27 protein-coding genes are annotated in these 24,276 nt (G+C 54.6%); 17 read left to right on the top strand and 10 right to left on the bottom strand.

The window, feature by feature from the left end; translation table 11 throughout:
- Positions 1–20 precede the first annotated feature (20 nt).
- From ACYAC5_RS20860 to ACYAC5_RS20870, 3 genes are all read right to left on the bottom strand, one after another.
- Complete coding sequence (locus ACYAC5_RS20860) at positions 21–557, bottom strand: GNAT family N-acetyltransferase (RefSeq protein ID WP_192413226.1); 537 nt, start codon at positions 555–557, stop codon at positions 21–23.
- Complete coding sequence (locus ACYAC5_RS20865; protein ID WP_110866736.1) at positions 538–849, bottom strand: type II toxin-antitoxin system TacA family antitoxin; 312 nt, start codon at positions 847–849, stop codon at positions 538–540. The genes ACYAC5_RS20860 and ACYAC5_RS20865 overlap by 20 nt, the downstream gene beginning before the upstream one ends.
- 214 nt (positions 850–1,063) lie before the next feature.
- On the bottom strand, positions 1,064–1,375 hold the full coding sequence (locus ACYAC5_RS20870) for a PTS lactose/cellobiose transporter subunit IIA (RefSeq protein ID WP_110866737.1): 312 nt from the start codon (positions 1,373–1,375) through the stop codon (positions 1,064–1,066).
- A gap of 168 nt (positions 1,376–1,543) precedes the next feature.
- On the opposite strand from ACYAC5_RS20870, the gene ACYAC5_RS20875 reads away from it, so the two are divergent.
- From ACYAC5_RS20875 to ACYAC5_RS20895, 5 genes are all read left to right on the top strand, one after another.
- Complete coding sequence (locus ACYAC5_RS20875; protein ID WP_061719102.1) at positions 1,544–2,878, top strand: PTS sugar transporter subunit IIC; 1,335 nt, start codon at positions 1,544–1,546, stop codon at positions 2,876–2,878.
- 9 nt (positions 2,879–2,887) lie between these two features.
- Positions 2,888–4,315 carry a glycoside hydrolase family 1 protein gene (locus ACYAC5_RS20880; RefSeq protein ID WP_192413225.1) on the top strand — a complete coding sequence of 476 codons (1,428 nt, stop codon included), beginning with the start codon at positions 2,888–2,890 and terminating at the stop codon, positions 4,313–4,315.
- Positions 4,316–4,324: 9 nt separating this feature from the next.
- Complete coding sequence (locus tag ACYAC5_RS20885; RefSeq protein WP_008110135.1) at positions 4,325–4,642, top strand: PTS sugar transporter subunit IIB; 318 nt, start codon at positions 4,325–4,327, stop codon at positions 4,640–4,642.
- 78 nt (positions 4,643–4,720) lie between these two features.
- Positions 4,721–5,494 (top strand): FCD domain-containing protein, encoded by a 774-nt coding sequence (locus ACYAC5_RS20890; protein WP_036650080.1) that lies wholly within the window; start codon positions 4,721–4,723, stop codon positions 5,492–5,494.
- 78 nt (positions 5,495–5,572) lie between these two features.
- Positions 5,573–6,505 (top strand): protein kinase domain-containing protein, encoded by a 933-nt coding sequence (locus tag ACYAC5_RS20895; RefSeq protein WP_462063343.1) that lies wholly within the window; start codon positions 5,573–5,575, stop codon positions 6,503–6,505.
- Positions 6,506–6,565: 60 nt separating this feature from the next.
- Here the strand turns inward: ACYAC5_RS20895 and ACYAC5_RS20900 are convergent, their stop codons facing one another.
- Positions 6,566–7,474 (bottom strand): LysR family transcriptional regulator, encoded by a 909-nt coding sequence (locus tag ACYAC5_RS20900; protein WP_462063413.1) that lies wholly within the window; start codon positions 7,472–7,474, stop codon positions 6,566–6,568.
- A 142-nt stretch (positions 7,475–7,616) separates the two neighbouring features.
- Here ACYAC5_RS20900 and ACYAC5_RS20905 point away from each other — a divergent pair, with 142 nt between their 5' ends.
- Complete coding sequence (locus ACYAC5_RS20905) at positions 7,617–8,618, top strand: zinc-binding alcohol dehydrogenase family protein (RefSeq protein ID WP_462063345.1); 1,002 nt, start codon at positions 7,617–7,619, stop codon at positions 8,616–8,618.
- A 115-nt stretch (positions 8,619–8,733) separates the two neighbouring features.
- Positions 8,734–9,387, top strand: a complete 654-nt coding sequence (nfsB, locus tag ACYAC5_RS20910; RefSeq protein ID WP_110866742.1) for an oxygen-insensitive NAD(P)H nitroreductase — start codon at positions 8,734–8,736, stop codon at positions 9,385–9,387.
- Positions 9,388–9,460: 73 nt separating this feature from the next.
- On the opposite strand, the gene ACYAC5_RS20915 is transcribed toward nfsB, so the two are convergent.
- Complete coding sequence (locus ACYAC5_RS20915) at positions 9,461–9,643, bottom strand: sensor histidine kinase (protein ID WP_255527765.1); 183 nt, start codon at positions 9,641–9,643, stop codon at positions 9,461–9,463.
- Between the two features lie 540 nt (positions 9,644–10,183).
- Between ACYAC5_RS20915 and ACYAC5_RS20920 the strand changes: the two genes are divergently transcribed.
- From ACYAC5_RS20920 to ACYAC5_RS20935, 4 genes are all read left to right on the top strand, one after another.
- Positions 10,184–10,876, top strand: a complete 693-nt coding sequence (locus ACYAC5_RS20920; RefSeq protein WP_192413222.1) for a hypothetical protein — start codon at positions 10,184–10,186, stop codon at positions 10,874–10,876.
- A gap of 225 nt (positions 10,877–11,101) precedes the next feature.
- A complete protein-coding gene (locus tag ACYAC5_RS20925; protein WP_061719111.1) occupies positions 11,102–11,581 on the top strand; it encodes an Hcp family type VI secretion system effector in 480 nt (159 codons plus the stop codon).
- A 231-nt stretch (positions 11,582–11,812) separates the two neighbouring features.
- On the top strand, positions 11,813–12,583 hold the full coding sequence (locus tag ACYAC5_RS20930; protein ID WP_192413220.1) for a transporter substrate-binding domain-containing protein: 771 nt from the start codon (positions 11,813–11,815) through the stop codon (positions 12,581–12,583).
- Between the two features lie 73 nt (positions 12,584–12,656).
- Positions 12,657–13,730 (top strand): DUF2817 domain-containing protein, encoded by a 1,074-nt coding sequence (locus tag ACYAC5_RS20935; protein WP_192413488.1) that lies wholly within the window; start codon positions 12,657–12,659, stop codon positions 13,728–13,730.
- Here the strand turns inward: ACYAC5_RS20935 and ACYAC5_RS20940 are convergent.
- Positions 13,725–14,495: a 2OG-Fe(II) oxygenase gene (locus ACYAC5_RS20940; protein WP_192413218.1), complete on the bottom strand. Its 771-nt coding sequence runs from the start codon at positions 14,493–14,495 to the stop codon at positions 13,725–13,727. The two genes, ACYAC5_RS20935 and ACYAC5_RS20940, sit on opposite strands and share 6 nt — an antisense overlap.
- Before the next feature lie 99 nt (positions 14,496–14,594).
- Between ACYAC5_RS20940 and ACYAC5_RS20945 the strand changes: the two genes are divergently transcribed.
- From ACYAC5_RS20945 to ACYAC5_RS20960, 4 genes are read left to right on the top strand one after another with little or no spacing between them, the layout of a single operon-like run.
- Entirely contained in the window at positions 14,595–15,494 is a 900-nt protein-coding gene (locus ACYAC5_RS20945; RefSeq protein ID WP_192413217.1) for a LysR substrate-binding domain-containing protein, read from the top strand.
- Positions 15,495–15,552: 58 nt separating this feature from the next.
- Positions 15,553–16,851, top strand: coding sequence for an SLC13 family permease (locus ACYAC5_RS20950; protein WP_462063350.1), 1,299 nt, complete (start codon positions 15,553–15,555; stop codon positions 16,849–16,851).
- Positions 16,852–16,872: 21 nt separating this feature from the next.
- Complete coding sequence (locus ACYAC5_RS20955) at positions 16,873–17,730, top strand: AraC family transcriptional regulator (RefSeq protein ID WP_101761724.1); 858 nt, start codon at positions 16,873–16,875, stop codon at positions 17,728–17,730.
- A gap of 34 nt (positions 17,731–17,764) precedes the next feature.
- On the top strand, positions 17,765–18,172 hold the full coding sequence (locus ACYAC5_RS20960; RefSeq protein WP_110866750.1) for a DUF2000 family protein: 408 nt from the start codon (positions 17,765–17,767) through the stop codon (positions 18,170–18,172).
- A 63-nt stretch (positions 18,173–18,235) separates the two neighbouring features.
- Here the strand turns inward: ACYAC5_RS20960 and ACYAC5_RS20965 are convergent, their stop codons facing one another.
- The 3 genes from ACYAC5_RS20965 to ACYAC5_RS20975 are packed head-to-tail and all read right to left on the bottom strand — an operon-like array spanning position 18,236 to position 20,917.
- A complete protein-coding gene (locus ACYAC5_RS20965; RefSeq protein WP_462063353.1) occupies positions 18,236–19,558 on the bottom strand; it encodes an amidase in 1,323 nt (440 codons plus the stop codon).
- A 4-nt stretch (positions 19,559–19,562) separates the two neighbouring features.
- Positions 19,563–20,234 (bottom strand): MBL fold metallo-hydrolase, encoded by a 672-nt coding sequence (locus ACYAC5_RS20970; RefSeq protein WP_462063355.1) that lies wholly within the window; start codon positions 20,232–20,234, stop codon positions 19,563–19,565.
- Positions 20,235–20,236: 2 nt separating this feature from the next.
- Positions 20,237–20,917 carry an SDR family NAD(P)-dependent oxidoreductase gene (locus tag ACYAC5_RS20975; RefSeq protein WP_462063357.1) on the bottom strand — a complete coding sequence of 227 codons (681 nt, stop codon included), beginning with the start codon at positions 20,915–20,917 and terminating at the stop codon, positions 20,237–20,239.
- A 132-nt stretch (positions 20,918–21,049) separates the two neighbouring features.
- Between ACYAC5_RS20975 and ACYAC5_RS20980 the strand changes: the two genes are divergently transcribed.
- Positions 21,050–21,985, top strand: a complete 936-nt coding sequence (locus tag ACYAC5_RS20980) for a LysR family transcriptional regulator (protein WP_462063359.1) — start codon at positions 21,050–21,052, stop codon at positions 21,983–21,985.
- On the opposite strand, the gene ACYAC5_RS20985 is transcribed toward ACYAC5_RS20980, so the two are convergent.
- The gene (locus ACYAC5_RS20985) at positions 21,943–22,977 is read right to left on the bottom strand and encodes a LacI family DNA-binding transcriptional regulator (protein ID WP_110866755.1); all 1,035 of its coding nucleotides are present in this window, start codon (positions 22,975–22,977) and stop codon (positions 21,943–21,945) included. The genes ACYAC5_RS20980 and ACYAC5_RS20985 overlap by 43 nt on opposite strands.
- Before the next feature lie 217 nt (positions 22,978–23,194).
- Here ACYAC5_RS20985 and ACYAC5_RS20990 point away from each other — a divergent pair, with 217 nt between their 5' ends.
- Positions 23,195–24,223, top strand: a complete 1,029-nt coding sequence (locus ACYAC5_RS20990) for an ABC transporter substrate-binding protein (protein WP_101761718.1) — start codon at positions 23,195–23,197, stop codon at positions 24,221–24,223.
- Positions 24,224–24,276: the final 53 nt, after the last annotated feature.

Consider the following 24,276-nt stretch of genomic DNA (forward strand, 5'->3'; position numbering starts at 1 on the left):
CCTCGGTTAATCATGATGGATTACGCAGCGAGTATGTGCTGAATCGCCAGAAACATCGGGATTGCGCCAAATACATTGGGCGGCTCATGCAATGCCACAAATCCCAGGCGGGTGTAAAAATTCACGGCTTTGGGTTCAGCGTCAAGATAAACGCCTTTTACAGGTAATGCGTCATGGATTATTTTGACGTGTTCGAAGAATTCGCCTAACAAATCCTGTCCAAAACCCTTGTTTTGTTCTTTGACGGCGACTCCCAGCATAACCAGGCGCACCACGCCGGCTTCGGCTGGCATTGAACCGGACACCACGCCTGTGAGCTTTTGTCTCAACAGGGAGTAGGCGCTGAAGGTGCAAATACCCAACAGTTCGCCCGAGTTAGCATCAATCAACGCCTTCGCTGCACAATTTCCCTCTTTTACGCTTTTTTTAAGCGAGTTGCGCACGAAGGAGTTGATAATTGCGTTGCCGCAATCGAAGTGCTTATTACCGGGATAGGTGATATCAGCCTGATAAGCGCACACCATAACGTCAGCGCTGTTATTCCGTGAATTTTCCATCTGCTCTTTTCCTTCGCATCAACGCTTGTAACGCCAGCGTCGGAGCTGCAGGTTCAGACATGAGCTGATTCACTTGCTGCCAACTCTCTTCCGAAAGCTGGCGACGTCGCTGATTATCCAAAACGGTTTCTGCACGCTCAAGCGCCGCATTTAAGATAAAGGCACTCAAATCTAACCCTGCAGCGGTTGCTGCTTCCTTTAAGACTTCTTTGAGATTCGAACTGGTTTTTAACTCTACGCGCGCATCTTTAACGGCGCGCGTATCGGTGGAAAGTGCGGATACTTTTGGCATAGCGAGAGCCTCGTTGAGTAAAAACGCCTCCTGTTGACGTCAGTCCTTAAACTTATGCAGCGTTGCAATGTGAGTGAAGTCTTTCATTTCAGTTAGCTTGGTACGGCTAATAACCGTATGCGGATAATGTAAACCTTATCGCTTTGATAAGTCAACGCGTACGGTTAATAGCCGTATAGCATTTGATGTCGGTTAAATTTACCGTGCTGCACCCTTACTCCCCATGCAACTCCTTCCTTAACAGCACCAACTCGCCTGCCAAATCGCGGCACAGCATCGCCGTCATCAGATGATCCTGCGCATGCACCAAAATCAGCGTGACCGGCACTTTGCCGCTGCCTTCATCGGCGCCAATCAACGCGGTCTGGATTTTATGCGCGGCTTTCGCGGCCTCGTCGGATGCCGCTAAAGCCTCGTCCGCCCCTTGCCAGTCAGCTTTACGCGCTTGCTGGATCGCCATCATGGCTTGCGATCGCGCCTCACCAGCATTAATCAGCAACTCCATCATCGTTTGTTCAAAATCCATATCCGCCTCACTTATTGGTATGCCAAATTGGTAATAAAGATGCTACCGGAATACCAAAAAGGAGTTCCGCGAGCATGATCACAGAAATTAACGGCAAATATCGCCATTTTGGTATGCCACGAACCATCAAGCTGATGCATAACACTTAAAACCGCTGAGGGTTGACCAATGTCTCTACAGGAACGTCTTATCGATTCACTGGGTAGCTTTGCCACGCGATTCAACAGCTACCGCTACATCATGGCGATCAAAGCCTCGTTTATTACGCTGATGCCGGTGATCATCGTCGGCGCGTTTTCGGTGCTGATTTCCAACATGGTGCTGGACCCGAAAAATGGCCTCGCCAGTTTCTCTGCGCTGTCGTTTCTCGCCGATCTGAAACCGATCACCAGTAGCATTAACTACGCCACGCTGAGCTTTCTGAATATCGGCGCGGTGTTTCTGATTGGTATCGAACTGGGCCGCATTAACGGCATTAAAACGCTGTTTCCCGGCCTGCTGGCGATCATCTGCTTCATCTCGGTGACGCCCACCACGCTGCAAATGCTGGTGGATGGCCAGATGCATGTGGTAACCGATGTGCTGGCGAAACAGTTCTCCGATACCAAAAGTCTGTTCCTCGGCATGTTTATCGCCATTCTGTCGGTGGAGATTTATTGCCGGCTGGAGCAGGTTGAACGGCTGAAAATCAAAATGCCGGATACCGTGCCGCCGAACGTTGCCGCGTCATTTTCTGCGCTGATTCCGTCGATCATCACCGTCACGCTGGTCGCCACCTTTGGCTTTATCTTCCATCAGATCACCGGCATGTACCTGTACGACGCGGTGTACAAAGTGGTGCAGCAGCCACTTGAATCGGTGGTGCAGAGCTTGTGGGGCATTCTGCTGCTGATGTTTGTTGCCCAGCTGTTCTGGGTAATTGGTATTCACGGCAACCAGATGGTGAAACCGATTCGTGAGCCGCTGCTGCTGGGGGCGATTTTGGTCAACATGAACGCCTTCGAGCAGGGTAAGGAAGCGCCAAACATCATCACCATGCCATTCTGGGATGTGTACATGAGCATCGGCGGTTCCGGCCTGACTATCGGGCTGTTAACCGCCGTGATGATTGCCACCAAACGTAAAGAGATGCGTGAAATCGCCAAACTGTCGTTTGGACCTGGCTTATTCAACATCAATGAGCCGGTGATTTTTGGTATGCCGATCATGCTCAATCCCATTCTCGCCATTCCCTTCATCATCACGCCGCTGGTCACCGGTTCGATTGGCTATTTCGCCACGGTGATGGGCTTTGCCGGTAAAGCGGTGGTGATGGTTCCCTGGACTACGCCGCCGATCATCAATGCGTGGCTTTCTACCGCCGGTTCGATGGGCGCGGTGGTGACGCAGATCATCTGCATCGTAGTTTCGGTGTTGATTTATCTGCCTTTTGTCAAGGTGGCCGCGCGTCGCGCCGAAGCGGCGGAAGCAAAAAATCTGCAGGCCGAACTGGCACAAAATTAAGGAGAATCTATGAGTAAGCACACCATTGCGCTGCCGCAGGGTTTTATTCTCGGCGCGGCGGCATCGGCCTGGCAAACCGAAGGCTGGAGCGGCAAAAAAGCCGGCCAGGATTCGTATCTGGATGCCTGGTATCAGCAGGATCGCCACGTCTGGCATAACGGCTATGGACCGGCGGTAGCAACGGATTTTATCAACCGCTTCCGCGAAGACGTGGCGCTGATGAAAGCGGCGGGGCTGACGCACTATCGCACCTCAATCAACTGGTCGCGTTTTCTCACCGACTATGAAAACGCGGTGGTTGATGAGGAGTACGCGGCCTACTACGACCAGCTGATTGACGAGATGCAGCGTCAGGGCATTGAACTGATGTTGTGTCTCGAACATTACGAACTGCCGCTACAGTTGCTGGAAGAGTACGGCGGCTGGCAATCAAAACATGTGGTTGAGCTTTTTACTCGCTATGCCGAGAAGGTGTTTGCCCGCTACGCCGGAAAAGTGACGCGCTGGTTTGTTTTCAATGAGCCGATTGTGGTGCAGACGCGCGTCTATCTTGATGCACTGCGCTGGCCGTATGAGCAGAACACCCATAAGTGGATGCAGTGGAATCACCATAAAAATCTCGCCACGGCGAAGGTGGTTAAGCTGTTCCGTCAGCAGGGTTATGCTGGCACGGTGGGCACCATTCTCAATCCGGAAGTGACCTATCCGCGCTCTTCGGCGGCGCACGATGTTAAAGCCGCAAAAATCTACGATCTGTTCTACAACCGGGTGTTTCTCGATCCGGCAATCAAAGGCGTCTATCCAGCGGAATTACTGCAGTTGCTGGATAAACATGAGGTGCAGTGGGATGCGACCGAGGAAGAGCTGGCGATCATCGCCGCCAACACCGTCGATGAAGTGGGGCTGAATCTTTACTATCCGCATCGTGTTAAAGCGCCTTCACGCGCCTGGCACCCAGAGACGCCATTCCATCCCGCTTTTTACTACGAACATTTTGAGTTGCCAGGCCGCCGCATGAACAGCTCGCGCGGTTGGGAAATTCAGCCACGCATTGTTTTCGACATGGCGCAGCGCATGAAACAGGAGTACGGCAATTTGCCGTGGTTTGTGGCCGAGAGCGGCATGGGCATCGAGAACGAAGTGCAGTTTAAGGATACGCAGGGCGAAATTCAGGACGACTACCGCATCAACTTTATTGCTGAACATCTTTACCAGGCGGTGCGTGCGCGTGAAGCGGGCAGCAACTGTCAGGGCTACATGCTGTGGGCGTTTACCGACAACGTTTCGCCGATGAACGCCTTCAAAAACCGCTACGGACTGATCGAGATCGACCTAGACAACCAGCGGCAGCGGCGGATGAAGAAATCCGCGCACTGGTTCCGTCAATTGCGCGATACCCAGCAATTGACCCTCAACATTGACGATGAAGCCAAATAAGGACCACCAATGAAACGCATTATTCTGGCCTGCGCGGCAGGCATGTCGACTTCGATGTTAGTCACCCGCATTGAGAAAGAGGCGGTAGCACGCGGTCTTGAGTACCAGATCTACGCCATTCCGGAACAGAACCTGCGTGAAGAGTTACAAAACTACGGTCAGGACGTGGTGGTGGTGCTGTTGGGACCGCAGGTGCGCTTTAAGCTGGAGGAGAATAAAAAGCTGACCGACAGCTATCAACTGCCGATTGCGGTGATCGATACCGTGGCTTACGGCACGTTGAATGGTGCAAAGGTACTCGATCAGGCACTGGCTTTGGTACACTAGCGCCCAGATAGCAGTCAGGCTCCGGCTCGCACAGGACGCGGCCGGGCCGAATGCACCATGATGCAAAAGGGTGAGAGCGTGGAAAAAGCCGAAGCGCCACAAGAGAAAAAGCAGTATCAGGAAATTGGTCAGCATCTGCGTCAGCAAATCCTTGATGGTCATTATCCGGTTGGATCACGACTGCCGCCAGAGCGGCAGTTGGCCGAAACCTGGGGCGTGAGCCGCACCATTGTGCGTGAAGCGTTGCTAATGCTGGAGCTGGAAGGCACGGTGGATATCCGTCAAAGTTCTGGCGTTTACGTGATGCGCATTCCTTCGGAAAGCGAGGATGCGGAAGAGGCCTTTTTCCGCAGCGATGTCGGCCCGTTCGAGATGTTGCAGGCGCGTCAGCTGCTGGAGAGCAACATCGCAGCCTTCGCTGCCAAAATGGCCACCAAAGCCGATATTGAAAACCTGCGCCGCACGCTGGAGCAAGAGCAGCGCGCCATTGCACTCAACGACAGCAGCCAGGATAACGACAAGCTATTTCATCTGCTACTGGCAGGCGCGACGCAAAATCAGATGCTGCTCGATACGGTGACCAGCGTCTGGCGTCATCACGAAGCCAGCCCGCTCTGGCAGCAACTGCGACCGCAGTATGAAACCCGCGCCTATCGCCTGAAGTGGCTGGGCGATCATCAAACGATTCTGGCCGCGCTGCGCCGCCGGGATGTGATGGGTTCCTGGCAGGCGATGTGGCAGCACCTGGAAAACGTCAAGAACACGCTGCTGGAGTTATCTGATGCCGATGCGCCAGATTTTGATGGCTATCTGTTCGAATCGGTGCCGATTTTCCAGGGTAAGTTGATGTGATGAGGTCGGCATGAATGGCGTAATGCTTTTTCGTTAAATCAACGATGAGTTCAATGCGCATTAATACAAGGATGCTATATGAAAGTAGTGTGCGATGTTTATTTAAATGATGGCAACTATGCCAAAATATGGGTAGGGATGGACGATTTAAATAGAAAGGTCGCGATCAAAGTAATGAAGGAGGCTGGAGCCAACGTCTCCACGTTAGAAGAACATGCAGAAGTCCTTATTCGAGCAAGTCATCGCAATGTTGTTAATGTTTATTCAATTGAAGATGTAGATATTCCTGAAGCTGGCATCAAAAAATCCATCATCATGGAATTTATTGAAGGCGACACGCTGGATGTTTATTTAAATTATGAACACAATGAACATGATCTTTATGATGTAGGTGCACAAATAATTGAAGGATTGGAATTTATACATAATCAAGGTTTGGTGCATATGGATTTACATGAAAAAAATATCATGATAACAAATGATAATCATGTGAAACTAATAGATATCATGTATCTGAGCTCCTTAAAAAATGAGAGCCGAAAGACTGCAGATAGCAGAAGAAGTAGAGATTTCGATCTTCTTAAAGAAGTTTTAACGCAACTAATTCTAGCATCGATTCTTGGAAAAGATGGTGTCAGTGAATTTGAAAAACTGATTGTCAGCAGTAATGATTTGGTTGAGATTAAGCATGCGTATCATGATGTTTTTACGTTTGCCTGCGCTCGCTGCCGTATTGGAACGCTTTTCTCCAATAACAAGAAAGGTTTGGAAAAATTACGGTTGTATAAGTTTAGGGCAGAGTGTCTAACGGATGTGTTGCAATTTATGGAACAAGCGAAAGGAAAAGTCAGAGGTTATAGTATTGAAAATGATTACATTCCAGACGTTGAAGTAGAAATAGTCTCCAGTCATAGCAAGTCGGAATTATTACAATTATTTGAAAACATTATCGATGCGCACGTAATGATCGATACATTTGAGTCGATACATAAGTATACCGGTGAACGTTAAATTTTTTTTAAAATCATCACGCGCTGATGCCATTAAACCATTTAGTTTCATAATTCCGCATTAAAGCTTCGCGGTTAACGCACGCAGCGGCGTACGCAGCACCTCATGCAGCGCGCGGATCGCCGGGGAAAACTGTTTGCGATGTGGGCAGATAAGGTGCAGCGGCGTGCTTTCACCCGGCATCTCCGGCATTACGCGTTCCAGCCTGCCGGCCAGCACATCGTCACACACATCAATCCACGATTTATACGCGATGCCCATGCCGGCGATGGCCCAGCGGCGCGCCACTTCGGCATCATCACACAGCATGCGGCTTTTCACCGTGATCTGGCGGCGCATGCCATCCTGCGGAAAGGTCCATTTGTCGTAAACGTGGCCGCCCATCATAAACAGCAGGCCATGATGCTGCTGGGCAATCTCCTCCAGCTGTTGCGGGCGACCGTGACGATCAAGGTAATCCGGCGACGCCACCATCACGCGGCGATTGTCCTCCGCCAGCGGCAACGCCACGTAGCTGCTGTCTTCCAGTTTGCCGTAGCGAATGGCGATATCCACCGGATCGCGAAACACATCGCTGATCTGGTCGGAAAAGGAGAGCCGCACCGCCAGCGCCGGATGCGCGCGGCAAAAGTCAGTGATCAACGGCAGCAAAATATTGCGACCAATATCCGACGGCAGCGCGATTTTTAGCTCGCCGCTCAGCGCATCTTCATCGCTCTGCAAGCTTTCGGCACCGGCATGCATCAGCGCCAGCATCTCCTGCGCAAAGGGCAGATACTTTTCCCCTTCGGCGGTTAAGCGCAGGCTGCGGGTAGAACGGGCGAACAAGCGGCGATCCAATTCCCGCTCCAGCCGCTGAATTGCCGCGCTGACCTGTCCGGGCAGTAAATTCACCTCGCGCGCCGCGCGTGAAAAGCTGCCGAGTGCGGCTGAACGCACAAACAGAGTGACATCTTCCAGTCGGATCATCTTCTTATTCATCATGGTAGTCAGCAGGGATTTTCACTCTAAGAGTGAAAGTGTTCACCTGCAACTGGCATTTTTCATTGCGCTGCGGACCGCTATGCTGAATTTACTTCACCAAACCTGCTGATGAATAAGGATCTGCCTGATGAAAGCCATTGTTTATAGCCAAAACGGTTTACCGATTTCCGATGAAAATGCGCTGTATGAGCTTGAGGTTGATAAGCCAACGCCGGGCGCGCGCGATCTGCTGGTAAAAATTCACGCCATTGCGGTGAATCCGGTGGACACCAAAGTGCGCGCCGGTGCGCCAACCGATAAGCCGCGCATTCTCGGTTGGGATGCGGTAGGCGTGGTGGAAGCAGTGGGCGCAGACGTCACGCTGTTCCAGCCGGGCGACGAGGTGTTTTATGCTGGTGATATCACGCGCGCCGGCAGCTATGCCGAATATGGCCTGGTGGATGAACGCCTCGCCGGGCACAAACCGCGTTCACTGAATGACGCCGATGCCGCCGCGCTGCCGCTGACCTCGCTGACTGCGTGGGAACTGCTGTTTGATCGTCTTGAGGTCCAAGCCGAGGACAACGCTGCGCTGCTGATTATTGGCGCAGGTGGCGGCGTCGGTTCCATATTGACGCAACTCGCCAGCAAGCTAACCAAATTGACGGTGATCGGCACCGCTTCCCGCCCGGAAACGGCGGATTGGGTGCGTTCACTCGGTGCGCGCCATGTGATTGATCATTCTCAACCGCTGGGCGAACAGCTGGCGGCGATTGGACATAAAGAGGTGCGCTATGTCGCCTCGCTGACGCATACCGACAGCTATTACGATCAGCTGATTGATGCGCTCGCGCCGCAGGGCAAGCTGGCGTTGATCGATGATCCTGAGACGCTGGATGCGGTGCCGCTCAAGCGCAAAGCGATTTCACTGCACTGGGAATTGATGTTCACCCGTTCGCTGTTCCATACCGCCGATATGCAGCGCCAACATGAGATTCTGCAGCGCGTGAGCCAGTTAATTGATGACCAAACGCTGCAAACCACCGCCGGCGAACATCACGGCATTATCAATGCCGCCAATTTGCGCAAAGCGCATGCGCTGATCGAGAGCGGTCGTGCACGCGGCAAGATCGTATTGAGCGGGTTTTAACCAAATTAACGCAATAAATCATGCAAACCACGCGCAATAAATTGCGCCGCTACGGATATCCGCACGCTTCTGTAGCGGCGCGATTTATCGCGCTACAAAGAAAAAGGATTAAGCCATGACACTCAATGATGCAGTCGCTCGTCGTCACACTGTGAAAGCCTTTGAACAGGGTAAAAGCCTGCCGCAGGATGAAATCGAAACCCTGCTGAACGTGCTGCGCAACAGCCCGTCATCCGTAAACTCCCAGCCTTGGCATTTTGTGGTGGCGTCCACCGAAGCGGGTCGCGAGCAAATCGCCGCATCCACCGATGGCGCCTTTGCCTATAACAGCCCGAAAGTGCGCAATGCCTCGCACGTTATCGCGCTGTGCATGCGCACCGATCTGGATGAAGCGCATTTGCAGAACGTGCTCGATCAGGAAGATGCTGATGGCCGTTACGCCAAGCCGGAAAGCAAAGCGAACAATGACATGGTGCGTCGCAGCTATGTCGATATGCATCGCTATGAATCACGCGATGTGCCGCAGTGGATGGAAAAGCAGGTTTATCTGGCGTTGGGCGGATTGCTGCTGGGCGCAGCGATGTTGGGCATTGATGCCACACCGATGGAAGGTTTTGACCAGCGCGCGCTGGATCAGGCGCTGGGTCTGCGTGAGAAGGGCTTTACCAGCGTGGTGCTGGTGTCGCTGGGTTATCGCAGCGATGCGGATTTCAACGCCGCGCTGCCGAAATCACGTTTGCCACGTGACGAGATTTTTACCTTTATTTAAATATTTCGCGCAATAAATTGCGCCGCTAAGGATGGACGCACGTTTCTGTAGCGGCGCGATTTATCGCGCAAGATCAATACGGAAACCGCAACGTAAAGCGGTTCACACCCTGCTCGCTATGCATTTCACAACTTCCCTGATGTAATCGCATAATGCTGCGCACAATCGACAATCTCATACCGCTGCTACCCTGATGACGTGACGCATCGGCGCGCCAGAAGCGATCAAAGATGTGAGCCTGCTGTTCCGCGCTCATTGCCGGGCCCTGATTCTCCACCATCAAAGCGCTGCCCCGATTGAAAATGCGCACGGTGGAATCTCGTTCGCCCTAGCACAAGGCGTTTGCCATCAGATTCGCCAGCGCGCGTTGCAGCAGTTGCGGATCGGCGTGCGCAAATCGTGCGCCTTATCAACATAAACCTGGCTCAACTGTTGATAACCCCGTTCAAGGCGCCCCAGCATCTAATTGAAAGCCGCCACCAGCGGCTGCAGTTCCGCTACCGCCTGTTTAGGCATTCGCTGCGACAAAAGGCGCACGTCAATCGCATCCGCCTGCGATAGCCAGCAGCATACCCGCTGCAAGGGTGAGTTTGTTCGATTTCATCTTAATACTCCTGATTTGAAGGTAGGCCATCAGGATATGCAATCGGCTCTGACATCAGCGTGAGCGAGTTATGACAAAAGAATGACATGCGCACTTGTTATATATAAATGACCTGACGTAATAGGTGGATCTAAAATTTGATAATCAGTATCGTAGACCACAGTTACTATAAGGATATAGGATGCAAAAGTTATGTTTAACAACAGTGAAGTCATCAGTTATCTTCAAGCAAATAAAATTCTCGCAATGAAACTTGACAATGCCGTTGATGTCGTCGGAAAACAGGTAGCGGAACAGGTTAAATCAATCGGTGCTGGTGCTACCCGAGCGTTGTTTTACACGTCCTGTTTCACTGATGAATATAACGATGTATGCCTGCGGCAAAAAAATGAAGATGTCCGTTTTCGGGATGGGGTTTACCGACTTCTCAGTCATGGAGATATTGGCTTTGAGATGCTTAAAGTATATTTTGAAGAACTGCTAAAATATAAAACTGCACAGCAATTAGAATACATAAAGAAAAAGCTTATGACGGTTAATGTTCATATTGCTGCAAGTTCACTGACTAACGCAGGTTTTGCTATGGCGGCAGCCAGCGCCGTTCGCATGGGATTAAACCTGAGTATGGAGATCAGCGCGCTGACAGGGCGAATAGCCGGTGGTGTAGTGGGAGCAGCAGCTTTGTATGGTATTGTTCAGAGGGCAGCAGATAGTGCGCACCGCCTTCAAACTCAATATCCCGTCTATTATTCAGCGCTCTATTTACAGAATCTGGAAATGATGTATTTCCTAATTGAACCCGTAATGCAACGCGCGAGTGCCCTGGATGCTCAGTGGGCAACTGAAGAAAATATTGCAGATATCATTACCCGGTTGATTAGGTAGCTATGATTAAATTTATAAAAGACTCAATGTGTTCATTAGTTAGATCGTTAGTATGGATATACGGACCGGCAATATTGACCATTGTCTTTGCATTACTTCAGGCTCATTTTTTTCCAGGAAGTCCAGTTTGGCCTATTGCGGTTTTCTTTATATTCGCGCTGGTCATCGTGGCTCGTTACATAAAATGATGAAGTTTAAAAAACTGTTAACAGATAAGGATATTGTATGTCGACGCCCGCACATTTATGGCTAGAAGATGAAAATGGCTCGCCTATTGTTGGAAGTTGTTTAATCCCACTGAGGTTAGGTTCTATCGAATTAAAATCATTTTCACACGGCATAACCATCCCAGTAGATCCAAATAGGGGAAAATTGACCGCAACGCGAGTCCATCAACCTATCGTGATAGTAAAAGAGTTCGACAAGACAACACCAATTCTTTATCGCGCTGTATGTGAAGGGCGCACACTTAAAAAAGCTACGATCAAGATGTATCGGATTCTTGAATCAGGCATTGAGTCCGAATATTTCAATATCATTTTGGATAACGTTAAAATCACCACGGTTTCGCCTTACCTTGCCCCAAATGGTCAGAGCAACACTCATGTTGAAACATTAGAGTTGCGTTATGAGGCGATCACCTGGAAGTACACGGAAGGAAATATTATTTACCGCGATACATGGAATGAATACGCTTGCGCGTGACACTATTTCAGTGACCAAAGTTATAAAGTGTATCCAAACTAAGTTTGTTTCCGCATAACGTTCATCTTCGGCATTAAGATTCTCTTACTGCCGAAGATAAAATCGCTTAACCCCTTCTGTTTAATAAGTATTCCCTCTGCATTAAATCCGTAATTTCTGTAGTGAGATCATGTCCACCATGTTATTAACTCTGAATGACGTTGTGAATTTAGCTACCTGCCGGAGATAACAATGAAGAAAAGTTTGTCCTTTGCCTTACTGCTTTCGCTGAGTGCTTTCAGCCACGCTTCATTTGCCCAGCAAACCTTGCGCTTCGGCGTTGATCCGACGTTCCCGCCGTTTGAATCCAAAGCCAGCGACGGTTCTTTGCAGGGCTTTGATATCGACCTCGGCAACGCGATCTGCGCCCAGGCCAAAGTGACGTGCCAATGGGTGCAGATTGGTTTTGATGGCAGCATTCCGGCGCTGCAGGCGAGAAAGTTTGATGCGATTCTTTCGGCGATGTCGATGACGGAGAAACGCCGCGAGCAGGTCGCCTTCAGCGACATGCTTTACGTCACGCCGAGCGCATTGCTTACACCCGCCAAAGCGCCGCTAACGGGAGACATTAACGCGCTGCGCGGCAAAAGAATCGGCGTCGCGCAGGGCACCATTCAGGAAACCTACGCCAAAGCGCAGTGGGCAACCAAGGGCGTGAGTGTGGTTTCTTACCCTAATCAGATGGAGATCTATCCTGACTTGGTGGCGGGACGGCTCGACGCCAGCCTGGCCAATGCGGTTTCGGCAGAACAAGGTTTTCTTAACACGCCAGCCGGCAAAGACTACGTCATCAGCGCCACGCTGGTGGATAAAGAGGTATTGGGCAATGGCGTGGGCATTGGATTGCGTAAAGACGATGCGGCCAATCTGAAGTTGATCAACAGCGCGCTGGCCGAACTGCACAGCAACGGCACTTACGACCAACTGGCGAAGAAGTACTTCAAATTCAAGGTCTATCCGTAAAATTCATCTGCACGCAAGGTCGCCATTGATGACGACCTTGACCACCAACCGCACCCACACTCACTCAAAAATCATGACGAACTTACCGCACTACCCAACTCAACGCGCCCGCTTTCTCGCCGCCGTCAAACGGCAAAACGGCGCATTAACGTCCTACGCGCATCCGTTACCCGGCCCGCAGGGCGAGGAACTTTTCACTGACGTAGCGGTAATCGGCGATGCCAACGCATCACGGCTGATGCTGGTGATCTCCGGCACGCACGGCGTAGAAGGCTATTACGGCTCCGATTGCCAGATCGCCTGGCTGGATACCTTCAACCTCACGGCGCTGCCCGCGGATACCGCTATCGTGATGCTGCATTTGCTCAATCCGTGGGGCGCGGCGCATTTACGCCGCGTCAATGAAGACAACATCGACCTCAATCGCCACTTTATCGATTTTTCACAGCCCACACCCGCCAATCCCGATTACGCCGCGTGGCATGGCATTTACCACGGCGATCGCGCCCGCGCCGATAAGCTGTTAGCTGACGCGCTCAACAGCGTCGGTTGGCCGGCAATAAAACGCGTGGTGGAAGCGGGGCAATATGGCGCGGCGGACGGATTCTTTTACGGCGGCCAGCAGCCAGGCTGGTCGTATCGCACGCTGCAAACCATCATCGCCGATCACTTGTCGCAGGCCAAAACCATCATCAGCTTCGATCTGCACACCGGCGCGGGCGCATGGGGACATCCGATGCTGCTGTCGATTGCCGAGCAGCGTTTTGCCGCACATGACTGGGGCAAGGAGATTTATGGAGAATGGTTAACGCTGCTGTTCACCGGCGCAGGGCGCGACAGCGAAACCGGCGTGACCGCGACGGCTACCGGCTATTTGTCGCAATTTCTGCTGACGTCGCTACCGGAAACGCAGATTTTGCCGCTGGTAGTGGAGTGCGGCACCTATCCTGGCGAGGAGATGCATCGTCGTGTGCGCGACGATCATTGGCTGCATCTGCAAGGCGATCCAGCCAGTGAAAGCGGGCGGGCGATAAAGCAGGAACTGGTGGAAGGATTTTGGCCCGCCGACGCTGACTGGCGCGCGCTGGTGGCTTTTCGCACCCAGCAGATTTTTGTGCGTGGCTGGCGGGCGTTAATCGATTTATAAGCGTCCGTAAAACGTCATGCGGGCGGTTTCCGACAGGGCAATGCCTGGCTCGGTGTTATACGCCAGCACCGCCAGCATGCGGGTGATATCGCCTTCGGTTGGCGTAACGCGATGCAGCGAATTACGGCCACGGAACAGCACCAAATCACCGGCATCAATCGCCAGCGCTTCTACCGGCTGGCGCTGATCCAGCACCGCCGCTACACCGTCGAAATTCATCTCACCGGCATCGGCATCGCTCAGATCTTTCACATACTGGAACACGGCGCCGGCGCGCGGTTTCTGCACCAGCAGCGTGATGGCGAACGACGAGTTATCAAAGTGCCAGCCCAGTTCCTGGCCGTCGGGCGCGTAGTGCAGATTGATCGACGAAAGCGGATCGGCATACGGATAGAGCGCCTCTTCACCCAGCACATCGCACAGGAAGCTTTTGAACAGTTCATCGTTGTAGAGCTGGCGCAGCGGCGAATCCGCGGCAATCACATCATCGGTGATGCAGCCTTTGGTGCTAATGACATCGCGATTACGCGGATGATCGGCGCTGAAGGCCTCATCTTTTTTCATCAGATAAACGTTGTGTTTGCTGGCGGTGTGATACGCCAGATGGCGCTGCGCATCGCCTTCGGCAATGATGGCCTGCAGCGCAGCGGGCTGCAGGAACTGACGCAAAACTAAAGCGCCGTGCTGATTAAGTTGCTCACGGCAGGTGCGACGCCAGTCGGCATCGGCCAGCGGATGCAGATCGAAACGAATCAAGGCAGACATAGTTTTACTTCTCATGTGTTACAGGTGTGTAAAGAATGTAACTCGCTGATATGTTAATACGTAACGATAAAAATTTAACACCTTGCTAAGGAAACCTTAATGCCCGCGCCATCACCGCGTTTGCCCAAAATCAGCGTCATTCAATCCTTCAAAGTGGCGGCGGAACTGGGCAGCCTGGCGAAAGCGGCTGCGCAGCTGGCGTTAACGCCCGCCGCCGTGAGCCAGCAAATTCGCCAGCTGGAAGAGCAGTTGGGCAGCACGCTGTTTGTGCGCACACAAAGCGGCGTGATGCTGACGGAGATGGGCAAAGAGTATCTGCGTTATGTCACTGAGGCGTTCGACATTCTGCACCTCGGCCAGCAAAACCTGCGCCATGCGGCGTCGGCACCGCGATTAACGCTTTATTCGCTGCCGGCGCTGGCCTCAAAATGGCTGCTGCCGAATATTGCGCAGTGGCGCGCGCACTGTCCGGAAATCGATTTATCGCTGCACGGCACCCATACGCAGGTGGATTTCAATGCCACGCCGGCCGATTTTGTCATCTGTTTCGGCGAAGATCGCTATCCGCAGCTGGACAAGCAGCTGCTGTTTCTCGATGAGGTGTTGCCGGTGGCGAGCCCAGCGCTACTGCATCGTTTTGCCGGTCAGAAAGTGTTGCAGCACGCGCCGCTGATTCACCTCGACTGGGGCAACGAAGGGCGTTTCTTACCTGACTGGCGCAGCTGGTTTCAGGCCAAAGGCATTGACGATGCGCCGCCGCAGCCGTCGTTCAGTTTCAATCTTACCTCGCTGGCGATTGATGCCGCCGTGGCAGGCGCGGGCTTGCTGCTCGGTCAGCGGCGTTTGATTGCCAACGAACTGGCGCGCGGCGAGCTGGTGGTTGTCGATCCGCTTAGCTTGCCGCTCAGCAAACCCTATTTCCTCGCCTGGCCGCAGCGCTCGCTCAGCCAGCCGGGCAGCACTGCGCTAATCCACTGGCTCACGCAGCTGGCGGGATAATATACCCATTCGTAGCATCGCCCTTTATGGCGACCTGGAAAAGAAAGGGAGTTCATCAATGACCGCAGATCTCAACTTCTGGCTCACCGCGCTGGTGGTGGGCACCACCATTTTGCTATGGGCCAGCGCGCGTTTGCCGGAATACGTTACCGCTTTGCTGTTTTTCACGGCGGCGATGTTGCTAAAGTTGGCTCCTGCCAGCAGCATATTCAGCGGTTTTGCCTCGTCGGCGTTTTGGCTGGTACTCAGCGGGTTTGTGCTGGGCGCGGCGATCCGCAAAGTTGGTCTGGCGCAGCGCTGGGCGAACTGGCTGGTGGTGCCGCTTAGCCAAAGCTGGCCGCGTATGATTGCGGGAACCGTGCTGCTGACTTATCTGCTGGCGTTTGTTATGCCCTCAAATATGGGACGCATCGCGCTGCTGATGCCGGTGGTGCTGGCGATGGGCGAACGCGCAGGAATCAAAGCGGGCAGCCGCGGCAGTATTGGCCTGGCGCTGGCAGTGGGATTTGGCACCTTCCAGCTCTCCGCCAGTATTTTGCCCGCCAACGTGCCGAATCTGGTACTGAGCGGTGCGGCGGAGAGCGCGTATCAGCTGCATCTGCAATGGTTGCCGTGGTGGTTGCTGCATATGCCGGTGGTGGGCATCGCTAAAGGATTGTTGTTGATAGGTTGCCTGCTGTTTCTGTTTCGTGCGCAGCCCAAAGCGGTCCACCAGCGCGACAGCTTAACCGCGCTTAGCCGCAGCGAGTGGCGCTTGATTGGCCTACTGGCGATCACCTTGCTGCTGTGGATGACCGACAGCGTGCACGGCTTACCGGCTGCGTGGGTGGGATTGGCGGCGGCCTGTATCTGTTTATTGCCGCGCGTAGGTTTTATCTCCAGCGAGGACTTTGCCAGCGGGGTGAATTTCCGCACCTGCATTTACATTGCCGGGATTCTTGGCGTCGCCACGCTGGTAGTGGATTCAGGCCTGGGACGGATGATCGCCAATGCGCTGCTTAACGTGTTGCCGCTGCACGAACACCCATCCTTCAGCAATTTCGCGGTGCTCAATGCGCTGGTGTCGCTACTGAATTTTGTGCTCACCGCCAACGGCGTACCGGCGATGGTGACGCCGATGGCGCAAGAACTGGCGAACGCGTCTGGCTTTCCGCTGCTCACCGTGATCATGTTGCAGGTGTTTGCCTACGCCACGCCGCTGCTGCCGTATCAGGCATCGCCGGTGGTGGTGGCGATGGGACTCGGCAACGTTCCGGCGAAGGCCGGTTTACAGCTGTGCGCACTGATTTTTCTGCTTAGCGCGGTGTTGCTGTTACCGCTGGATTATCTGTGGTTTCGGCTGCTAGGCTATGCCTGATGTGTTTGCCAGAGATTGCCTATGCCAGCCAATAATGATTGGGTTGATTTTCGTCGTGATGATGAGACCGGAATTGAAAGCGTCAACGCGCACTTTCGCGGACACGCTTACGATCCGCACGATCACGACGAACTGCTGGTGGGCGTGACGCAACAAGGTTTACAACGTTTTAACTGCCATCGTTCACTGCACACCAGCACGCCGGGCCGGGCGATTTTGATCGAGCCGGGCGCGGTCCACGATGGCCATGCGCCGGACGCCGAGGGTTTCACTTACGTGATGCTCTATCTGCCGCAAAGCTGGGTGGCGGAGATGATGCAGCGTCGCGGCTTGGGCGATGTGTCGAATATCGAAGGCGCTTTCCGCCACACGTTAACTGACGATGCGCTGTTAGCCAGCGCCATTCAGCAAGCCTGGTTTGCCGTGCATCAGGGCGAAGGGCGGTTGGCGCGCGATCAAAGCCTCGATCATTTGCTCACCCTGCTGTCACGCCATCTGGATACCAAACCCAGCCTGCAGCACAGCGAAGCGATGCGTCAGATGCAGCTGTTGCGCGACTATCTGCACGATTTTATGGCGCAGGATATTGGTCTGGATGAGCTGTCGCGCCTTTCCGGCATCGATCGATTTCGCCTGACGCGCCAGTTCAAACAGGCGTTCGGCCAATCGCCGCATGCCTATCTGGTACGTTTGCGTTTGCGCAGCGCGCGCGCGTTGCTGGCGCAGGGCATTGAGCCGGTGCAGGTGGCGGCGCAGGTTGGATTTGCCGATCAAAGTCATTTGGGCCGTTGGTTCCAGCGCGCCTATCGCATGACGCCCGCCGCTTATCAACGTCAGTGCACAAACGTTCTATACGCTTCCCCGCCTGCTCTTAGATGATGAGGTTTTCGTTGTCATTGGAGAGTTGTTGCAGATGTTTGATACCAAAATCGCCCTGATCGTACGTGATGATTTAGCCACCTGGCAGCGCCTGAATGTGGTGGCGTTCCTCGCTACCGGCGTGGCGTCCGCCGCCCCCGAGATGATGGGCGAACCTTATATTGATGCCAAAGCGCGACAGTACGGCAACATGGCGGGCCAGCCGATGCTGGTGTTTGCCGGGGATTTAGCCGGTTTGCAGCGTGCGCACCGTCAGGGACTGGAGCGCGAGTTAACCATTATTCCTTACGTGGAAGCGATGTTTTCTACCGGCCACGACGCGGCGAACCGCGAAGTGTTTATGGCGGAGGATGCTGATCATTTGAATCTGGTCGGCATTGCGCTGCGCGGTCCGAAGAAAGCGGTGGATAAGGCGATTAAGGGATTGGCGTTGCACGGGTAAAGCACGTTTTCCCTCACCCTGGCCCTCTCCCGCGGGCGGGAGAGGGCCAGGGTGAGGGCGCTATTAAACAAACTTATCCGCCGCGCTCAGCAACAAATCTTCCCGCCCACGCAGCGCCAGCAGCTCCAGCCCAATCGGCAAACCTGCGGCGCTGAATCCCGCTGGAATGCTGATCGCCGGTGCGCCGGTCACCGCTGAAATCAGCGCGTTGCTGCCATCCTGCATCTCACCGTGCTTAACCGGCGCACGGCGCACCACCGGATAAGCCAACAGATTGATCTGCTGCGCGGCGAAAAATTCAGCCAGCTGCAAATACAGATCGCGCTGACGCTGCTGCACCCGCCGGTAACCTTCACTCTCAACGCCCGGATGCTGGGCCCGCGGGGTAAACACCGTCTCCAGCTGCGGATGATAGCGCCCGGACGCCACCACTTCCGCCAGCGTGCGGACCTGCGCCTGCGGTTTATCCGCCAGATATGCCGCCAGCGCAGCGGCAAATTCGTAGCCGATGATATTAGCGTCGGCGGCCAACGTCTCCAGCTGCGGATAACTCACCTCACGCGGCACGAAATCCACCAGCGCCGCGCGCACCGCCTGATTAATCTCGCCTTCATCGGCAGCAAACCCTTCCAGCCAGATGCCGATGCGCAGCGGCTCATCGCTCTCCGCAAACTGTTGTCCGCTGAGAATTTCAGTCGCTAAACGTAAGTCCGCCGCCGACCGCGCCAGCGGGCCGGGAATATCCTGAGTTGGCGACAGCGGCACAATGCCGTCGGTGCTGATTGCACCGCGCGTCATGCGCAGGCCAAAAAGATGGTTAAACGCTGCCGGAATGCGCACCGATCCGGCGGTATCGCTGCCGATCGCCAGCGGCACGTAACCGGCTGCGACCGCCACGGCGGAACCGCTGCTCGATCCGCCCGGCGAGCGGCCTTCAACCCACGCATTATGGGTAAATCCACTTAACGACGACGCACCGGTAATGCCCGCCGCCAGCTCATGCATGGCGGTTTTGCCGATCAGAATCGCGCCTGCCTTTCTCAGTCGGCTAACCAGCGGCGCATCGTCGCTGGCGATAACCTCACGCAGCAGCACCGAACCGGCGCTGGTCGGCCAGCCCTGCACTTCGATATTGTCTTTAATCAGCACTGGAATCCCTTCCAGCGGTCCTGCCGCCTCGCCGCGCTGACGACGCGCATCGCTGGCGTCCGCTGCCGCTAAGGCTTGTTCGGCAAACAGCCAGGTGATGGCGTTGTAGCGCGGTTGATCCACCTCGCCAATGCGCTGCAGCGCGAAGGTGGCTAACTGGCGCGCGCTCACCGTGCGCTGGGTCAGCGCCTGCTGTAAATCGTTAATCGAAGCGGTGAGATAATCAGCGTATTGCATTAGGTTAATTCTCCAGCGGAATCCATTGTCCGTCGCGCGTGACGCGTCCGCACGCGCTGCCATTAAAGTGGGTGCTGAACCAGATTGCCTGATGTTGTGCGCACCAGTCCACCACCCGTTGCCGTGAAGTGACCGCCAGCGCTTTATCCTCGCAAAACAGTGAGTTCCAGTGCGGATACTGAAACTGAATGACATTGTGCATTACGTCGCCAGCAAAGATCGCCGATTCACCGGCACTTTCCAGCACGATCGAGGCATGATCAACGCTGTGGCCGGGCGTGGAGAGATAGCGCAGCACGCCAGCAAACAAAGGTGAATCCTGCACGTTGATAGTCTCAAGCTGGCCGCTCACGATCAGCGGCAGAATGCTGTCGCGATAGAGCTCCTGCGCCGCCGCATTCTGTTGACAGTGCGCCAGTTCCCGCGCCGAGCAGATATAGCGCGCATTCGGGAACATCGGCAGCCATTCGCCATCACGCTGATGCGTATTCCAGCCAACGTGATCGGTATGAATGTGCGTCATCAACACCAGCGTCACTTCGGCTGGATCAACGCCCGCCTGCGCGAGGTTTGTGGCATACGGCGTGTTCAGCTGGTGAAATAATGGCTTGTTGTCGCGATTGCGGCCGTTGCCGGTATCGATAATGATGAGGTCGCCATAAATGACGACCTGCACGTTTACCACGGCACCACACGCCCTAAATAATCCAGATAATGAATTCCGCGTCGCCCAGCATAGCTTTCCATGGTGTTCAGCAAGTTCGGAATGCTCTCCTCAATGGTCAAACGCGCTTCCGGGCCGCCCATATCGGTGCGCACCCAGCCGGGTGCCATCAGCAATAAAGTGCGCTCGCCGCCGCTACGTGCGGCGAAGCTGCGCATAAACATATTCAGCGCCGCTTTGCTGCCGCGATACACCTCGTAATTACCGTTGGTATTGTTAGTCAAACTGCCCTGGCCAGATGACATCACCGCAATAGTGCCGCTGGGCGTAACGCGATCTTTAAAGGTTTCAATCACCCGCAACGGGCTTAGCGCGTTAGTCACCATCACGCGGGTGAACTCACTGGTTGTGACATCGGCGATGGTTTCTCGGTCATCATTTTTCACCCCCGCGTTGACGAACAGCATATCGAACTGCCAATCCGCCAGCCGCGTATGCAGCGCTGCGACCTGTTCCGGTTCATTGATATCCACGCTCTCCACCGTCAACTGTGCGGGGAAGCGATCGGCCAGTTGTTGTAAATTTCCTGTCGAGTTTTCACGTCCGGTGGCGACTACCTGATAACCGCGCTGCAGCATGGTTTCCGCCAGTGCCAAACCCAGGCCACGCGATGCGCCAATCAGTAATATCTTCATGTTGTTCTCCACGGTGTTTGCGATAAGAAGAGTGTAGCGCCGGGCGAGGGCAGGCGGAACGCGCAGCACTCGCAGTATTAACCTGCACCAAACGCCTTGTCTCAAAGTGCGCAATAGGCGAGGATAAAGCGTATGAATGATGCCGATTTGAATCTGTTAATTGCTTTGGATGCACTGCTGATTGAAGGCAGCGTGATTGGCGCTGCGCGTCGCTTGAGCTTGAGCGAATCGGCGATGAGCCGCACGCTGGGACGCTTACGCGCCACCACCGGCGATGCGCTGTTAGTGCGCGCCGGACGTAACATGGTGCTGACACCTTATGCCGAAGCGATTCGCGAGCGCACGCATCACACGGTGCGCGAGGCGCGTGCGGTGTTAAGCCCAACGGCGCAGTCGCTGGATCTGCATCAGCTAGATCGCTGCTTCACCCTGCGCACCAATGAAGGATTCGTCGAAGCCTTTGGCAGCGCGCTCATCGCTGCCGTGGCGCACCAGGCGCCGCACGCGTGGCTCAGTTTTGTGCCCAAGCCGGAGAAAAGCGCGCGCGATTTGCGCGAAGGCAACATCGATCTGGAGATTGGCGTGCTGGGCAATATGGGCCCGGAGATTCGCCTGCAGGCGCTGTTCCGCGATAGCTTCGTTGGCGTGGTGCGCGCCGTGCATCCGCTCACGCAGCAGCGGGATATCACCCAGTTTGCCGCCTTTGGTCATATCGTGGCGTCACGGCGCGGTGAGCTTGGCGGGCCGATTCACGATGCGCTGCAGCAGGCTGGGTTAACCCGCAAGGTGGCGGCGGTGGTAGCGGCATTCTCCAGCGCGGTGGCGCTGGCGCAGGAATCGGATCACATCGCTTTGGTGCCGCGTTCGCTGTTTCTGCATCATCCGTTGATCAAAAACAGCACCCACTTAGCGATGTTTGAACTGCCGTTCGCCACGCCAGAAATGACAGTGTCACAACTGTGGCATCCGCGACTGGAAAATGACGCGGCGCATCATTGGTTACGCGGCGTGGTAAAAAAGGTTTGTCAGCCGCCGCGCACCGAACCACGCCACACTACATCGGCCTGATACAGCAGGCTGTCGTGCTGCTGTTCAACTTGCGGCGTGAAGCCGGTTTCCTCCTGCTCGGTTTGTATTAACCATTTCACCGCGTCCTGCGCGAACTGCTCAACCGGCTGGGAAAACGTGGTGAGATTGTAGGATGACCAGCCGGCCTGCGCGATGTTGTCGTAACCGATCAAACAGAGATCTTCCGGCACGCGAAGCGCAAAGCGGTGGCGCGCTTCATCCATAAAGCCGCAGGCCACCAAATCGGTGACGCAAAACACGCCGTCCGGTCGCTGATGACGCGTTAGCAAGCGGTGCGCCAGAATCTGCCCACTCTCGTAAGAGGTGGTACCAAAACGTTCGATGGTCACGGTTAATCCCGCCCGTTCGGCCGCCAGCACAAAGGTGTCTTCGCGCTTTTTCAAGCTCGGCGTGCCCGCCAGCGAATTGGCAAATGCCAGATGCTGACAACCGGCGCGCTGAAACGCCATTACCGCCGTTTGCGCGGCGCTTTCGGCATCGAGATTGATGCTAAGCGAGCCCGGCAACGCTTCATCGCGGTTGATCAAAATGATGCGCTGGCCGTGTTTATAGCATTGGCGCGTGATGGTGCGATCCGGCATGCCGGAGAGAATGATTGAGGCATCGGCGCGGAAATTAATCGCCTGCTGCAATGCCGCCGAAACGCTGTTATCCGAGCGATCGGTGTTGATCAGCATCGCCACTTTGCCCGCTTCCTGCAAAAACTGCGTCAGCCAGCGTACCAGACTGGCGCGATAGGGCGTGGCGATTTCCGAGACGATCAGGCAGACAATGCTGCTGCGATTACGCACCAGACCGCGTGCCAGATGATTGACGTGATACCCCAACTCTTCCGCCGCCTTCATCACCCGTTCTCGCGTTGCCGGTGACACGCTGGCGCCCGGCGTAAACGCGCGCGACACCGCTGAGCGCGATACGCCCGCGCGTTCAGCGACATCCTGCGCGCTCACCACCGCTTTCTCATGCTGCATGTTCAACACCTCTTCACAATCTGGCTGAAACTGAGTCTGCCTCAGATTGCAAAGCTGTGCAAACCGCTTTAGATCTCATTTGTTGCATTTTTGTGACATCGCCTAACAATTGCGCAGCGTGGTGTTTGACAGGACATTTCTTGTTCATTACTACTTTGCACACACGTGCAAGAAAAGGTGCCAATGAAGCACCAACCCTACAATCCAGGAGAACACTATGCGAGTCACCTCAATGGCCATCGCGCTATCCCTCTGTTGCACTGCCATACCTTTTGCCGCTTCGGCGGCGGGCAATCTGAACATGGTCTGCTCCGCCGATGTGGTGGTGTGCGAGCACATGACCAACATCTTCAGCAAGGCGCATCCGGATATCAAAGTCAGCATGGTGCGCCTCTCGGCGGGCGAAGCTTATGCACGCCTGCGCAGCGAAGCACGCAATCCGCGCACTGATATCTGGTGGGCCGGCACCGGCGATCCGCATATGCAGGCGGCGGAAGAGGGGCTGACGCAGCCGTACAAATCGCCGCTGCTCGATCAGCAGCAGGATTGGGCGCAGAAGCAGGCGGAAAACTCTCATTACCGCACGGTGGGCATCTACGCCGGCGCGCTCGGTTGGGGTTACAACACCAAATTACTGGCGTCGAAAAAGCTTAAAGAGCCGAAATGCTGGGCCGATCTGCTGGACCCAAGCTTCAAAGGGGAAATCCAGATCGCCAACCCGAACTCGTCGGGCACGGCCTACAACACGCTGGCGACGCTGGTGCAGATCATGGGTGAAGATCAGGCCTTTGATTACCTGAAAAAACTCAACGCCAATATTTCGCAATACACCAAATCCGGCTCGGCGCCGGTGAAATCGGCGGCGCGTGGCGAAACCACCGTTGGCATTGTGTTTATGCATGATGCGGTGGCGATGGAAGTCGACGGTTTCCCGATCAAGACCGTCGCGCCCTGTGAAGGCACGGGCTATGAGATTGGCTCAATGTCGATTGTTAAAGGAGCGCGCAATCTCGCTAACGCCAAAGTCTGGTACGACTGGGCGCTGAGCGCCGAAGCGCAATCGCATATGAAAGAGGCCAAATCCTTCCAGCTGCCGTCGAACCGCAACGCGGAGATTTCTGAGTACGCGCCGCGCTTTGAGAACATCAAATTGATCGATTACGACTTCAAGACCTACGGCGATTCGGCCAAACGTAAAGCATTACTGGGACGTTGGGATAAAGAGATTGGTGCCAGCGCGCAGTAACAGAATTTGCGCACACCGTAGCGGCGCAATTTATTGCGCGTTGTTCGTCGGTG

Source organism: Pantoea sp. y20, from assembly GCF_054903455.1.

Coding starts and splice junctions, on each gene's coding strand:
- ACYAC5_RS20905 (WP_462063345.1), top strand. CDS start 7,617: ATGAAAGCCATTGTTTATAGCCAAAACGGTTTACCGATTTCCGATGAA.
- ACYAC5_RS20915 (WP_255527765.1), bottom strand. CDS start 9,643: ATGAGCGCGGAACAGCAGGCTCACATCTTTGATCGCTTCTGGCGCGCC.
- ACYAC5_RS20920 (WP_192413222.1), top strand. CDS start 10,184: ATGTTTAACAACAGTGAAGTCATCAGTTATCTTCAAGCAAATAAAATT.
- ACYAC5_RS20870 (WP_110866737.1), bottom strand. CDS start 1,375: ATGGATTTTGAACAAACGATGATGGAGTTGCTGATTAATGCTGGTGAG.
- ACYAC5_RS20900 (WP_462063413.1), bottom strand. CDS start 7,474: ATGATCCGACTGGAAGATGTCACTCTGTTTGTGCGTTCAGCCGCACTC.
- ACYAC5_RS20975 (WP_462063357.1), bottom strand. CDS start 20,917: ATGAAGATATTACTGATTGGCGCATCGCGTGGCCTGGGTTTGGCACTG.
- ACYAC5_RS20875 (WP_061719102.1), top strand. CDS start 1,544: ATGTCTCTACAGGAACGTCTTATCGATTCACTGGGTAGCTTTGCCACG.
- ACYAC5_RS20945 (WP_192413217.1), top strand. CDS start 14,595: ATGCCCGCGCCATCACCGCGTTTGCCCAAAATCAGCGTCATTCAATCC.
- ACYAC5_RS20885 (WP_008110135.1), top strand. CDS start 4,325: ATGAAACGCATTATTCTGGCCTGCGCGGCAGGCATGTCGACTTCGATG.
- ACYAC5_RS20940 (WP_192413218.1), bottom strand. CDS start 14,495: ATGTCTGCCTTGATTCGTTTCGATCTGCATCCGCTGGCCGATGCCGAC.
- ACYAC5_RS20965 (WP_462063353.1), bottom strand. CDS start 19,558: ATGCAATACGCTGATTATCTCACCGCTTCGATTAACGATTTACAGCAG.
- ACYAC5_RS20950 (WP_462063350.1), top strand. CDS start 15,553: ATGACCGCAGATCTCAACTTCTGGCTCACCGCGCTGGTGGTGGGCACC.
- ACYAC5_RS20880 (WP_192413225.1), top strand. CDS start 2,888: ATGAGTAAGCACACCATTGCGCTGCCGCAGGGTTTTATTCTCGGCGCG.
- ACYAC5_RS20985 (WP_110866755.1), bottom strand. CDS start 22,977: ATGCAGCATGAGAAAGCGGTGGTGAGCGCGCAGGATGTCGCTGAACGC.
- nfsB (WP_110866742.1), top strand. CDS start 8,734: ATGACACTCAATGATGCAGTCGCTCGTCGTCACACTGTGAAAGCCTTT.
- ACYAC5_RS20925 (WP_061719111.1), top strand. CDS start 11,102: ATGTCGACGCCCGCACATTTATGGCTAGAAGATGAAAATGGCTCGCCT.
- ACYAC5_RS20860 (WP_192413226.1), bottom strand. CDS start 557: ATGGAAAATTCACGGAATAACAGCGCTGACGTTATGGTGTGCGCTTAT.
- ACYAC5_RS20990 (WP_101761718.1), top strand. CDS start 23,195: ATGCGAGTCACCTCAATGGCCATCGCGCTATCCCTCTGTTGCACTGCC.
- ACYAC5_RS20865 (WP_110866736.1), bottom strand. CDS start 849: ATGCCAAAAGTATCCGCACTTTCCACCGATACGCGCGCCGTTAAAGAT.
- ACYAC5_RS20930 (WP_192413220.1), top strand. CDS start 11,813: ATGAAGAAAAGTTTGTCCTTTGCCTTACTGCTTTCGCTGAGTGCTTTC.
- ACYAC5_RS20895 (WP_462063343.1), top strand. CDS start 5,573: ATGAAAGTAGTGTGCGATGTTTATTTAAATGATGGCAACTATGCCAAA.
- ACYAC5_RS20980 (WP_462063359.1), top strand. CDS start 21,050: ATGAATGATGCCGATTTGAATCTGTTAATTGCTTTGGATGCACTGCTG.
- ACYAC5_RS20935 (WP_192413488.1), top strand. CDS start 12,657: ATGACGAACTTACCGCACTACCCAACTCAACGCGCCCGCTTTCTCGCC.
- ACYAC5_RS20955 (WP_101761724.1), top strand. CDS start 16,873: ATGCCAGCCAATAATGATTGGGTTGATTTTCGTCGTGATGATGAGACC.
- ACYAC5_RS20960 (WP_110866750.1), top strand. CDS start 17,765: ATGTTTGATACCAAAATCGCCCTGATCGTACGTGATGATTTAGCCACC.